Source organism: Polaribacter aquimarinus (genome assembly GCF_003129485.1).
Taxonomy (GTDB): Bacteria; Bacteroidota; Bacteroidia; order Flavobacteriales; family Flavobacteriaceae; genus Polaribacter; species Polaribacter aquimarinus.
Map to the genome: position 1 here is coordinate 455,500 of NZ_QFFG01000003.1, position 11,825 is coordinate 467,324.

Annotated in this window: 14 protein-coding genes and 1 other RNA gene; 3 read left to right on the forward strand and 12 right to left on the reverse strand. The window is 30.4% G+C overall.

Going from position 1 to position 11,825, the window contains the following annotated elements:
* Positions 1-214 precede the first annotated feature (214 nt).
* From DIS07_RS09285 to DIS07_RS09315, 7 genes are all read right to left on the reverse strand, one after another.
* Positions 215-367, reverse strand: coding sequence for a DUF4295 domain-containing protein (locus DIS07_RS09285; RefSeq protein WP_109404956.1), 153 nt, complete (start codon positions 365-367; stop codon positions 215-217).
* A gap of 51 nt (positions 368-418) precedes the next feature.
* The gene (gene rpmG / locus DIS07_RS09290; protein ID WP_015480565.1) at positions 419-601 is read right to left on the reverse strand and encodes a 50S ribosomal protein L33; all 183 of its coding nucleotides are present in this window, start codon (positions 599-601) and stop codon (positions 419-421) included.
* Between the two features lie 28 nt (positions 602-629).
* A complete protein-coding gene (rpmB, locus tag DIS07_RS09295; protein WP_077809621.1) occupies positions 630-869 on the reverse strand; it encodes a 50S ribosomal protein L28 in 240 nt (79 codons plus the stop codon).
* 88 nt (positions 870-957) lie between these two features.
* Positions 958-2,199, reverse strand: coding sequence for a competence/damage-inducible protein A (locus DIS07_RS09300; RefSeq protein WP_109404957.1), 1,242 nt, complete (start codon positions 2,197-2,199; stop codon positions 958-960).
* Positions 2,200-2,279: 80 nt separating this feature from the next.
* Positions 2,280-2,888 carry a fumarylacetoacetate hydrolase family protein gene (locus DIS07_RS09305; RefSeq protein ID WP_109404958.1) on the reverse strand — a complete coding sequence of 203 codons (609 nt, stop codon included), beginning with the start codon at positions 2,886-2,888 and terminating at the stop codon, positions 2,280-2,282.
* Between the two features lie 94 nt (positions 2,889-2,982).
* Positions 2,983-3,852, reverse strand: a complete 870-nt coding sequence (purU, locus tag DIS07_RS09310; protein WP_109404959.1) for a formyltetrahydrofolate deformylase — start codon at positions 3,850-3,852, stop codon at positions 2,983-2,985.
* 112 nt (positions 3,853-3,964) lie between these two features.
* On the reverse strand, positions 3,965-4,804 hold the full coding sequence (locus DIS07_RS09315; protein ID WP_109404960.1) for a 1,4-dihydroxy-2-naphthoyl-CoA synthase: 840 nt from the start codon (positions 4,802-4,804) through the stop codon (positions 3,965-3,967).
* Between the two features lie 68 nt (positions 4,805-4,872).
* Between DIS07_RS09315 and DIS07_RS09320 the strand changes: the two genes are divergently transcribed.
* On the forward strand, positions 4,873-6,030 hold the full coding sequence (locus DIS07_RS09320; protein WP_109404961.1) for an alpha/beta hydrolase-fold protein: 1,158 nt from the start codon (positions 4,873-4,875) through the stop codon (positions 6,028-6,030).
* Between the two features lie 62 nt (positions 6,031-6,092).
* Here DIS07_RS09320 and DIS07_RS09325 read toward each other — a convergent pair whose 3' ends face one another.
* The 5 genes from DIS07_RS09325 to ffs all read right to left on the reverse strand — a co-directional run bounded on the left by DIS07_RS09325 (position 6,093) and on the right by ffs (position 10,052).
* Positions 6,093-6,512 carry a S1 RNA-binding domain-containing protein gene (locus DIS07_RS09325; RefSeq protein ID WP_109404962.1) on the reverse strand — a complete coding sequence of 140 codons (420 nt, stop codon included), beginning with the start codon at positions 6,510-6,512 and terminating at the stop codon, positions 6,093-6,095.
* Positions 6,512-8,170 (reverse strand): 2-succinyl-5-enolpyruvyl-6-hydroxy-3-cyclohexene-1-carboxylic-acid synthase, encoded by a 1,659-nt coding sequence (gene menD / locus DIS07_RS09330; RefSeq protein WP_109404963.1) that lies wholly within the window; start codon positions 8,168-8,170, stop codon positions 6,512-6,514. The genes DIS07_RS09325 and menD overlap by 1 nt, the downstream gene beginning before the upstream one ends.
* A 117-nt stretch (positions 8,171-8,287) precedes the next feature.
* The gene (gene fsa / locus DIS07_RS09335; RefSeq protein WP_109404964.1) at positions 8,288-8,941 is read right to left on the reverse strand and encodes a fructose-6-phosphate aldolase; all 654 of its coding nucleotides are present in this window, start codon (positions 8,939-8,941) and stop codon (positions 8,288-8,290) included.
* A 117-nt stretch (positions 8,942-9,058) separates the two neighbouring features.
* On the reverse strand, positions 9,059-9,862 hold the full coding sequence (locus DIS07_RS09340; RefSeq protein WP_109404965.1) for an SDR family oxidoreductase: 804 nt from the start codon (positions 9,860-9,862) through the stop codon (positions 9,059-9,061).
* A gap of 91 nt (positions 9,863-9,953) precedes the next feature.
* Positions 9,954-10,052: signal recognition particle sRNA small type (gene ffs, locus DIS07_RS09345), an RNA gene on the reverse strand.
* Positions 10,053-10,227: 175 nt separating this feature from the next.
* On the opposite strand from ffs, the gene DIS07_RS09350 reads away from it, so the two are divergent.
* Positions 10,228-10,749 (forward strand): DUF4199 domain-containing protein, encoded by a 522-nt coding sequence (locus DIS07_RS09350; protein WP_109404966.1) that lies wholly within the window; start codon positions 10,228-10,230, stop codon positions 10,747-10,749.
* Between the two features lie 88 nt (positions 10,750-10,837).
* Complete coding sequence (locus DIS07_RS09355) at positions 10,838-11,794, forward strand: glycosyltransferase family 2 protein (protein ID WP_109404967.1); 957 nt, start codon at positions 10,838-10,840, stop codon at positions 11,792-11,794.
* The last annotated feature ends 31 nt before the right edge of the window (positions 11,795-11,825 follow it).

Here is an 11,825-nt window from a genome sequence, read left to right on the forward strand (position 1 = left end):
CGTTAAAAAACGTGCCAATTGTTAGGTTTGGTCAAATTGTCATTAAAGTTACCTGCGTTAGCGATTGAAACGACATCCTTTTTTGAAGAATAAAAAAAAAGATATAGTGTAAAGCGCGACCTTAAGGGAACGCCCAAAAATACGGAATTAAAAGGCATAAAAAAAGCTACTTTCTAAAAAGGAAGTAGCTTTGATATATTGTAAAATAAAGTAATTATTTTTTTGCTAAAAATTCATTTACTTTAGATGGATCCATAATTGATTCTACAAACATGTAAGCTCCTGTTTTTGGTGATTTTACCATTTTGATAGCTTTACTTAATCTTTTTGATCCTGTTTGTAATGATGCTACTGATTTCTTTGCCATTGTCTAAATGTTTTAATCTATGTGCTCTGTTCTGAGTTCTAGATAGTTTAATTATTTAATTTCTTTGTGAACAGTCATTTTCTTTAAGATAGGATTAAATTTCTTAATCTCTAATCTATCTGGAGTGTTCTTCTTGTTCTTAGTAGTAATATATCTAGAAGTTCCTGCTTGACCAGAAGCTTTGTGCTCTGTACACTCTAAAATTACTTGAACTCTATTTCCTTTTTTTGCCATCTCTGTATAATTTTATAAGCTTAAGCTATTATTTAGTTAAAAATCCGTTAGCTCTTGCTTCTTTTATAACTGCAGAAATTCCTTTCTTGTTAATATTTTTTAAAGCAGATGCAGATACTTTTAAAGTAATCCATTTATCTTCTTCTGGAATGTAAAAACGCTTTGTCATTAAATTAGCGTCAAACTTTCTCTTTGTTCTATTTAAAGCGTGAGAAACGTTGTTCCCAACCATTGCTTTTTTACCTGTTAATTCACAAACTCTAGACATCTTCTTGACAGTATTTATAGTGTTATCTCTAAACGAGGTGCAAATCTACAAATAATTCTAATTGTGAACAAAACTATTTTACAAATTTTTAAAGAATTTCTTTCTGTAAAATTTCTAGTGATTTGCTTACGGTTCTATTAATAACTTTCTCTCTAGGTTGCCCAAAATTAAACTCTTCTACAAACTCTTTATCATCGGCAACTAAAGCTATATAAACTAGACCTACACTTTTATCATTATGGTCTGTTGTTGGGCCTGCATTTCCAGTAACCGCAATTGCATAATTAGTATTTAGCTTTTCTTTAGCACCCTTTGCCATTGCCAAGGCTACTTGTTTGCTAACTACGGTATGTTTTTCAATAATTTCTGGAGAAACTCCTAATAAGTTAACTTTAGTTTCTGCTGAATAGGTTACAAAACTACCTTTATAATAAGCAGATGAACCTGCTACAGAAACTAAAGTAGCTGCTATTTTACCTCCTGTTAAACTTTCTGCAGTACAAATAGTTTTATTGCTTTTCTTTAGCAATTCCCCTACTCTTTTTTCTAATGAGGCATCATCATCTAAACCTGTAATGATTTCTGGAATTAATCGATAAACCTCTTTTACTTTTTCATTCAATTCTTTTTCAAGAACTTCTTTGTTGTTGCCTCTGGCAGATAAGCGCAAACGTACTTTACCAAATGATGGTAAATATGCTAATTTAATATATGATGGTAAATTGTCTTCAAATGCTTCAATTCTTTCTGCAATGGTACTTTCTCCTTGTCCATAAGTCATAATTGTTTTATGAATGATGAATGGCAATTTGAATTGTTTTTGAATTCTTGGTAAAACTTGATTCGTAATTAACCCTTTCATTTCATAAGGAACTCCTGGAAGTGACACAAAGACAGTTTCGTTTTCGTAAAACCACATTCCAGGTGCTGTACCAAAATGATTCATTAAAAGGGTTGCTTTGGATGGTAATTGTGCTTGATAACGTTGAATTTCTCTAAAAGGATGATTGATTTTTTTGAACAATCCTTTGATGTGTGCTATCACTTCAGGATATTCAACTAATTTATCGTCATTAAAAAATTGGGCTATTGTTTTTTTAGTGATGTCATCTTTTGTTGGCCCTAAACCTCCAGTAATAATTACAATATCAACTCTTTCTTGTGCTTCTTTAAGCGCGTTTAAAATATGCTTTTGATCATCTTGAATTGATGTAATTTGATAAACAGAAACTCCGATTTTATTTAATTGTTGACCAATAAATTGAGAATTGGTATCTACAATTTGACCGATTAAAATCTCATCTCCTATGGTTATAATTTCTGCTTTCATATTTTTTACAAAGTTGCAAAGTTACAGAGTTAAAAAATTACAAAGTTTGACTTTGCTACTTTGCAACTTTGTATCTTTTTTTATTTTACACGAATACTAAACGCTTCTTTTCCTTCAATCACTCCTTTTAAAACATCATTCTCAACAACTTTTCCTACTCCTGCTGGAGTTCCTGTAAAAATGATATCGCCTTTTTTAAGTGTGAAATATTGAGAAACATAAGCTATTAATTCATCTGTTTTCCATAGCATTGCATTAGTATTTCCATCTTGTACTAATTCGTCATTTTTGTACAATTGGAATTTTACATTCTCTAAATCGAATTGTTCCTTTGGATAAAACTCACCCACTATTGCACTTCCATCAAATGCTTTGGCTTTTTCCCAGGGCAATCCTTTTTCTTTACAGTTTGCCTGAACATCTCTTGCCGTAAAATCGATTCCTAAACCAACCTCATCATAATATTTATGAGCAAATTTTGCATCAATATGTTTTCCTACTTTATTAATTTTTACCAAAACCTCAACCTCATAATGCACATCATCTGAAAAAGGTGGTATAAAAAAAGGGTTCTTTCTTGGTAAAATAGCTGAATCTGGTTTTAGGAAAACCACAGGATGTTCTGGTCTTTCATTCGCTAATTCTTCGATGTGTTTTGCGTAATTGCGCCCAATACAGATTATTTTCATCTTTATTTATTGAAAATTAAAAGATTCAAAAATTAAAATTGATATTCTTATGTATTCTCGACTATAAACTGCCTACTAAAAATTGCTTACTAGTTTATTCTCCTGCTTCCGGAAAAACTATTGCCCTATTTCCTGAAACTATAATTTGGTTATTCAAATGATTTTTTACAGCTCGTGCTAAAACCAATTTTTCTATATCTGCTCCAATTCTTTTTAAGGTTGTTGGGGTACTTTCGTGAGTAACTGGCTTTACATCTTGCTCTATAATTGGACCTTCATCTAAATCTTCCGTTGCATAATGTGCTGTTGCTCCAATTAACTTTACCCCCCTTTCATATGCTCTTTTATAGGGATTTGCACCTTGAAAAGCAGGTAAAAATGAATGATGTATATTAATGATTTTGTCTTTAAAATAATTGATAAAATCAGATGATAAAATCTGCATATATCTTGCCATCACAACTAAATCTATAGCATTAGCATCTAATAAATTTCTAACTTGAGTTTCTTGTTGTAATTTGGTTTCCTTTTTAACTGGTAAATAATGATAAGGAACATCAAACATATCTGCAATATGTCTTAATTTATCGTGATTGCTAATTATCATTTTCACATTACAATCTAAACGCCCTTCTTTGTAACGTTCTAACAAATCATATAAATTATGACTTGTATGCGAGACCATAATTGCTACATTTTGCTTTTTATCACCATAATTTACAGACCAATCAAACTCTAAAGGCGTTGCCAATTCTAAAAAAGATTTTTCTAATTCTTTTTTAGAAATTTCAGTTCCATCTGCATTCAAACGTATACGCATAAAATAGGTGTCTTCTATAGAATTTACATACTGTTGACAACTTAAAATATTGAATCCTTTATCATAGAAAAAACTGGTGATTTTTGCCACCAATCCTTTTTGATCTGGACATTTTATTAAAAAAGTGACTACTTGTGATTTCATTTTTTACTCAAAAATTGAATGATTTAAAAATTATAAGTACGTTTCGACTGCGCTCAACCAGACTACTGATATTACTTACTGAAAACTGTGACTGCCAACTGCATACTAAAACCTATGGTATCCATTTTTTAGGAAAATTCGGTTTGCGTTTTTCTAAAAACGCATCTCTACCTTCTTTGGCTTCATCTGTCATGTAAGCTAAACGTGTTGCTTCTCCAGCAAATACTTGTTGACCAACCATTCCGTCATCAGTTAAATTCATTGCAAATTTTAGCATTTTAATCGAAGTTGGAGATTTAGCTAATATTTCTTGCGCCCATTCATAAGCAGTACTTTCTAATTCATCGTGAGGAATAACAGCATTTACCATTCCCATTTCATAAGCTTCTTGTGCAGAATAATTTCTTCCTAAAAAGAAAATTTCACGTGCTTTTTTTTGCCCTACCATTTTTGCCAAATAAGCAGAACCATAACCACCATCAAAAGAAGTAACATCTGCATCTGTTTGTTTAAAAATAGCATGCTCTTTAGAAGCTAAAGTTAAATCGCAAACAACGTGCAAACTATGTCCACCTCCTACTGCCCAACCAGGAACTACACAAATAACTGCTTTAGGCATAAAGCGAATTAAACGTTGCACTTCTAAGATATTTAACCTGTGATAGCCATCATCTCCCACATAACCTTGATGACCACGCGCTTTTTGGTCACCTCCAGAACAGAAAGAATATACACCGTCTTTTGTACTTGGTCCTTCTGCAGAAAGCAATACAACTCCAATGTTTACATCTTCACCTGCATCATAAAAAGCATCATACAATTCTGATGTTGTTTTAGGTCTAAAAGCGTTTCTTACATTAGGTCTATTAAAGGCAATTCTAGCCACACCATTGCATTTTTTATAGGTAATATCTTCGTATTCTTTGGCAGTTTTCCACTCAGGTTGTATCATAATTTTGTATTTTGGACGTTCTTTTAGAAGAACAAAATAATTGTTGACAAAAATAAAGATTCAAATTTATGATAAAGAAATCGTTCGTACTAATATTTCTACTTTTTTACATTTCTGGATTTTCACAAAAAATTATTAATAAAAATTTAGAATCAGATATTTTAGAAACTACTAGAAATTTAAAGATTTATATTCCTGAAGGCTATGAGAAAAACGACGCTGAAAACTATCCATTAGCTATAGTTTTTGATGCAGAATATTTATTTGATGCTTACGTAGGTAATTCCGTTTTGTTTGCCGCAAAAGACAAAGCACCTAAACAAATCGTAGTAGGGATTTCAATGAAAGAAAGTAGAAAAAAAGATACTTACTTTAATATTAATAATGGAAGTTTAACTGCTGATAACATCGCTTTTTATCAGTTTGTAAGGGATGAAGTTATTTTTTACATGGAAAGTACTTACAGAACATCACCTTTTATTTCTCTAATTGGGTCTGGTACTTCTGCAAATTTAATCACTCATTACCTTAAAGAACCACAACCATTTATCAATTCCTACATTTGTATCAATCCTACTTTTTCAGATTTTATAGGGCAACAATTTCAATCTTTTAATTTAGAAAAATTTTCTAAAGAAGATAATACATTCTATTTATACACTAATAATTCAACATCATTTTCTGCAAAAAAACAAACCAAGATTGGAGAGTTGCAAAAAGGTTTAAGATCTCTACAAATTAAAAATTTTAATGTAGTAAATGATACGATTGTTACATCTAGTAGTATTTCTGCCATAAGTGAAGCAATACCAAGAGCATTAACTAAAGTTTTTCAAATCTATTCTGCTATATCTAAAGAAGAATTTGAAAAAAATGTAAAAGATTTATCTCCTGTAGATGCTATTGCTTACCTAGAAAACAAATATGTTGAAATAGAATTTCTTTTTGGTGGTAATTTAGGGATTAGAGAACGTGATATTTACGCAATTGAAAAAATAGTAATTGAAAAAGAAAATGGAGATCATCTTAGAGAATTTGGTAAAATGATTTTAAAAATTTTTCCAACATCTCCATTAGGTGATTATTATATTGGGCGTTATTATGAAACTGGAAAAATGTATAAAAAAGCTCTTAAACATTACAAGATTGGCTATGGAAAGATGGACCCTTCAGATCAAAACTCTGATAAATTTTATGAAAATATTTTACGATTAGGTGGAATGTAAAAAAAGTTAACCCTATTCAGTTTTCAGTAGCCGTATAAAGCTTTCCTACTTCAAACTTCTAACTATTTCACCAACTCAATTCTATCTTCTTTAATAACAATCAGTTTTTGTTTGTAAAGATTTCCAACAGCTTTTTTAAAAGATTTTTTACTCATCTTTAGATGAAACTTAATAGACTCTGGAGAACTTTTATCAGTCAATAACAAAAATCCTTCTCTACTCTTATTAAGTTTATCTAATATTTTTTCAACATCTTTATCAATAACGTTTTTAAAACCTTGTGGTCTTAAAGAAACATCAATCTTTCCATCTTCTCTGATATTTTTGATATAGCCATCTACTTCCATATCAATTTCTAAATCTTCGAAAACCTCATTTCTATACAATAAACCTTCAAATTCTTCATTAATTAAAACTACATACCCTAAAGCTGTTTCTGTTTCTATTATCAATTCAACTTTATCTCCTATTTGTAAATTCATTATTGTATATATTTAAAATATTCTTTTAAAATTTGGTCATTATCTTCACTTGGTGTAAAGATTTCTAAAATTTTTGGTTTGTCAGATTCTTTAAAAAATTCTTTTAACTCTTTTTGTACCATTTCACTAGAAAAAGCTTTTTGATAATTGAAACCAAACATTAAGCATAAATGTTTTGCAGTTAAGCAATGTGGGGTTTCAAAATATTTTGCTGCACTTGTAGTTGATGGTCCTGGAATAATTTTAAATATCCCACCTCCTGAATTGTTTATTAATATTATTCTAAAATTAGTAGGAATACTTTTGTTCCATAACGCGTTAGAATCATAGAAAAAACTAAGGTCACCAGTAATTAAAACAGTTTGTTTTTTATTTGCAAAAGCTGCTCCAATTGCAGTTGAAGTACTACCATCAATTCCGCTTGTACCTCTATTACAAAACACATCTAAGGTTTTATTAATTGTAAATAATTGTGCATATCTAATTATTGCACTATTACTAATTTGTAATAGAGAATTGTTGGGCACTGATTCTAAAATCTGTTCAAAAACTTTAAAATCTGAATGCGGTATTTTTGATAAATATTCAGTATGTTTTTGTCTTCTTTCATCTCTAACAGACAACCATTTTGATTGATAATTACTTTTAATTTTTATAATTTTTGTATTAAAATTTCTAAAAAAATCAATCGGATTTGTTTGAATAAACTCTGACAAACAGAAATAAGTATTGGTTGCTGTTCGCTCATCTATATCCCAATGATGCTTTGGAGCATACTCTCTTAAGAACTTTTTAATTCGTTTGGATACAATCATTCCTCCAAAAGTGATGAGAACATCTGGTTGCAAGCTAATAAAATCACTATCATTTAACGAAAAAATCAACTGATCTATAGAATTGATTGCTTTATTATGATGTAGATTAGAAGTGGTTTCTGTAAAAATAAGTACATCATCATCATCTGCATACAAATCTATTAAACTATGTAATTCAGCATCAGGATAATTTACACCTACTAAAATCATCTTCTTTTGTGAAGCGTTCCAAATTTTAGCTAAATTTTCGTAGTCAATATTAGAGTTATCTAAAAAGCTCGAAGAAATTTTTGGAAAATGGAAGTCTTTTAAACTCGCTACAGTCTCATACAAAGGTTCATCAAAAGGGACATTAATATGAACAGGACCTTTTTGTGAAGTTGCTATTTGTAAAGCCTCTCCAATAAGCTGAGAATTTCTAGAGATAAACTTAGGATTCTCTATTAAATTTGCAGAAAATAAAATATGGTTTTCGAATACATTTTCTTGTCTTATGGTTTGTCCATCACCAATATCTATTAAATGTTTGGGTCTATCAGCAGAAATAACCACTAAAGGAATGTTACTATAATAAGCCTCTGCAATTGCAGGATAATAATTCAGCAAAGCAGAACCTGATGTACACAAAACTGCTACAGGCTTTTGTTTTTGTTGGGCTATCCCTAATGCAAAAAAAGCAGCACACCTCTCATCAACCACGCTCAATGTTTCTATTTCTGTATGATTAGAAAAGCCAATAGTTAAAGGTGCATTTCTTGAACCCGGAGAAATCACGACGATACCAACATCAAATTGATGACAAGCTGAAATAACTAATTGTGCAAGTTCTTTTTTAGGAAACATTTGTTAGTATTACTAAGTTGCAAAGTTACAAAGTCAAAAAGTTATAAAGCATAAAAAAATCAGAAAGTAAACTATTTTCTACTTTCTGATTTTATTTTTTCAAACCAACTAAGTTGATTAGTTTCCTTTTTGGTAATCTGCTAAAAACTTTGCCAAACCACTATCTGTTAAAGGGTGTTTTAACAAACCTTCAATAGCACTTAAGGGCCCAGTCATAACATCTGAACCTAATTTTGCACAATTAACAACATGCATTGTATTACGCACTGATGCTGCTAAAATTTGAGTCTCAAAATTAAAGTTATCATACACTGTTCTAATCTCATCTATTAAGTTTAATCCGTCTGTAGAAATATCATCTAAACGCCCTAAAAATGGAGATACATATGTTGCTCCTGCTTTGGCTGCTAACAATGCTTGTCCAACAGAAAACACTAATGTAACATTTGTTTTAATTCCTTTTGAAGAAAAATATTTACAAGCTTTTACACCATCTTTAATCATTGGTAATTTTACCACAATCTGAGGGTTTAATGCTGCCAAAGCCTCACCTTCTTTTACCATTCCATCAAAATCAGTTGAGATTACCTCTGCAGAAACATCACCATCTACCAATTCGCAAATTGCTTTGTAATGGTTAATAATATTATCTTGCCCTGTAATACCTTCTTTAGCCATTAAAGAGGGATTTGTAGTTACACCATCTAAAACCCCAAGGGCTTGTGCTTCTTTAATTTGCTCTAAATTAGCTGTGTCTATAAAAAATTTCATTTAGTTTTAGTTTTAGTTGTTTGTTGTAATTAATATCTTGCAAATATACTTTATAGAGTTGATTATAAGAAGAATAAAACAACACATTTTTTAGATGTTTTATTCAAAAAATAAAAGTTACAGTTTATAATGATTCATCAATAATTTTTCATAAACTCTATCAGGTAAGATTCGTTTTAAAATAATAGAGAACTTCTCCATAAATTTACCAACTTTATAATGAATTTTTGGTTTTTTTGTATTTATGATATTGAATACTGCTTTTGCCATTTCTTTAGGATGCATCCCTTCATCTACATGAGCATCCATCAAGTCTAAATTGGATTGGTAGGTTTTTTTATAAGCTGAATTTTCAAAAACAGGTGTATGATACCTTCCTTCAGCAATATTGGTAGCAAAATCGCCTGGTGCAATGTTAACCACGTTAATACCAAATTGCTTTACTTCCATACTTGTAGCTTCAGAAACAATTTCTAAAGCACCTTTTGTTGCAGAATATAATCCTCTAAAAGGTAATCCCATATAACCCGCAATAGAAGTTACGTTAATAATTAACCCTGATTGTTGGCTTCGCATTTGTGGTAAAACAGCTTTCATCACATCAATAGCGCCAAAAAGATTGGTATTAAAAACTGCACGCATTTCATCAGTGGGTGTATCTTCTAAGGGGCCAGTAATTCCCATTCCTGCATTGTTTACTAAGACATCTAACCTTCCTTCTTTTTGAATAACCAAATCAACTGCTCTCTGAATAGTATCCACTTTTAAAACATCTAAAGCAATCAATTTAAAAGATATTTTTTCTAAATTCTTAGGGTTTCTACTAGTTCCATAAACTTTATACCCTTTATCTGACAAAACCGTAGCGATTGATTTTCCTATTCCAGATGAAGCTCCTGTAATTAAAACAACTTTAGACATATTATTAATTATGAATTACGAAGAAACAAAATAAAAAAGAAAAAGAGTAGAAATTTTTGATAGGATTAAAAATTTAAATTGAAGGCACAAAAAATGGCAAGCTACCTACATCACACTGCTACAACCTAATACCTTTGCTGCGTTCCCGCCCTGGAGGATTCAAAGGGAGCTAGTTGTGTAGGACTTGCCGCTGCAAATTTACAATCTATTTTTATTTAAACAATTAAAAAAGATGAAATTTTGTGTAACAAATCCAACATTCTAAATACTAATGTATTGTCTTGGTAGTTATCAAACTATTAGAATAATAGACTATCAAAAATGAAATGAATATATTTGTATAACTAACTAAAATTTTAAAACAAATGGAAAATCAAGCGAATAGTAAAAGTATTATATTAAATTATGGTCTGTACTTAGGACTTATAGGTGTTGTTATTCACTTAATTCTTTTTGCAACTGGAAGCTTATTAGAATATCAATGGATAAATAGTGTTGTAAGTTTCGCAGCAATGATAGCACTTATTATTATTGGTATAAAAAAGTTTAGAGAAGCTAATGGAGGCTTTATTTCTTGGGGACAGGGTGTAAAAATTGGAATGGGTATTACCATGATAAGCGCTGTAATTGCAGTTATTTATACTTTATTATTTATGAATGTAATAGACCCTACTTTTCAAGAACAAGCAATGGAAGTTCAAAAGCAAGCTTGGGTAGATGCAGGTATGACAGAGGAACAAATTGATGGAGCTGTAGAAATGACTCAGAAATTTCAAACTCCAGGAATTTTATCAGCTATGATACTGGCTATGTCTGCTTTCTTTGGTTTTATAATCTCTGCAATTGTTGCAGCAATAATGAAAAAATCAGAAGAAGAAACTTACTAAAAAAATCTAAAATTTTTTAAAGTAAAAAGTTTAAAGTTTTCTACAATACTTTTATAACTTTACAACTCGTAACTTTACAACAAAGAATATGGATATTTCGGTAGTAATACCACTTCTTAATGAAGAAGAATCTTTACAAGAATTACACGATTGGATTGCAAAAGTTATGCAATCCAATCGCTATTTATATGAAATTATTTTTATTGATGATGGCAGTACAGATACTTCATGGAAAGTTATAGAGCAATTATCTAAAAAACATAACGAAGTTAAAGGAATCCGTTTTCAAAAAAACTATGGTAAATCACAGGCTTTAGATGCTGGTTTCGAATTGGCAAAAGGACTTGTTGTGATTACTATGGATGCAGATTTACAAGATAATCCAGATGAAATACCAGAATTATACAACCTTATTGTTAACGATAATTTTGATTTAATTTCTGGCTGGAAAAAGAAACGTTATGACAACGTTATTACCAAAAATATTCCTTCAAAACTATTTAATGCCGCAGCTAGAAAAACTTCTGGTTTAAAATTACATGATTTTAATTGTGGTTTAAAAGCCTATAAAAACGAAGTTATTAAAACTGTAAAAGTTAGTGGTGAAATGCACAGATATATTCCAGTTTTAGCAAAAAATGAAGGTTATAATAAAATTGGAGAAAAAGTTGTAAAACATCAAGCCAGAAAATACGGAGAAACTAAGTTTGGAATGGACCGTTTTGTAAATGGTTTTTTAGATTTAATTACCATTTCATTTCTATCAAAATTTGGTAAAAGACCCATGCACTTTTTTGGACTGTGGGGAACTTTAATGTTTATTTTTGGTACTACATCTGCATTCTATATTGGTGCATTTAAGTTATATAAAGTTTACCATGGCATAAAAACAATTTTAGTTACTGACAATCCATGGTTTTACATAGCCTTAACCTCCATGATTTTAGGAACTTTGTTATTTTTAGCAGGTTTTATTGGAGAACTCATAATAAAAACAAAAAGTAACGAAAAACACTATACCGTTAAAGAAAAACTCAATTTCTAAATTGTATATTTGCAATCTGTTTTAACCTTTT

Excerpts from the sequence above, each read along its gene's own strand:
- fsa (WP_109404964.1), bottom strand. The coding sequence starts at position 8,941 with ATGAAATTTTTTATAGACACAGCTAATTTAGAGCAAATTAAAGAAGCA.
- DIS07_RS09325 (WP_109404962.1), bottom strand. The coding sequence starts at position 6,512 with ATGAATTTACAAATAGGAGATAAAGTTGAATTGATAATAGAAACAGAA.
- DIS07_RS09285 (WP_109404956.1), bottom strand. The coding sequence starts at position 367 with ATGGCAAAGAAATCAGTAGCATCATTACAAACAGGATCAAAAAGATTA.
- DIS07_RS09355 (WP_109404967.1), top strand. The coding sequence starts at position 10,838 with ATGGATATTTCGGTAGTAATACCACTTCTTAATGAAGAAGAATCTTTA.
- DIS07_RS09320 (WP_109404961.1), top strand. The coding sequence starts at position 4,873 with ATGATAAAGAAATCGTTCGTACTAATATTTCTACTTTTTTACATTTCT.
- menD (WP_109404963.1), bottom strand. The coding sequence starts at position 8,170 with ATGTTTCCTAAAAAAGAACTTGCACAATTAGTTATTTCAGCTTGTCAT.
- DIS07_RS09315 (WP_109404960.1), bottom strand. The coding sequence starts at position 4,804 with ATGATACAACCTGAGTGGAAAACTGCCAAAGAATACGAAGATATTACC.
- rpmG (WP_015480565.1), bottom strand. The coding sequence starts at position 601 with ATGGCAAAAAAAGGAAATAGAGTTCAAGTAATTTTAGAGTGTACAGAG.
- DIS07_RS09340 (WP_109404965.1), bottom strand. The coding sequence starts at position 9,862 with ATGTCTAAAGTTGTTTTAATTACAGGAGCTTCATCTGGAATAGGAAAA.
- DIS07_RS09350 (WP_109404966.1), top strand. The coding sequence starts at position 10,228 with ATGGAAAATCAAGCGAATAGTAAAAGTATTATATTAAATTATGGTCTG.
- rpmB (WP_077809621.1), bottom strand. The coding sequence starts at position 869 with ATGTCTAGAGTTTGTGAATTAACAGGTAAAAAAGCAATGGTTGGGAAC.
- DIS07_RS09300 (WP_109404957.1), bottom strand. The coding sequence starts at position 2,199 with ATGAAAGCAGAAATTATAACCATAGGAGATGAGATTTTAATCGGTCAA.
- purU (WP_109404959.1), bottom strand. The coding sequence starts at position 3,852 with ATGAAATCACAAGTAGTCACTTTTTTAATAAAATGTCCAGATCAAAAA.
- DIS07_RS09305 (WP_109404958.1), bottom strand. The coding sequence starts at position 2,888 with ATGAAAATAATCTGTATTGGGCGCAATTACGCAAAACACATCGAAGAA.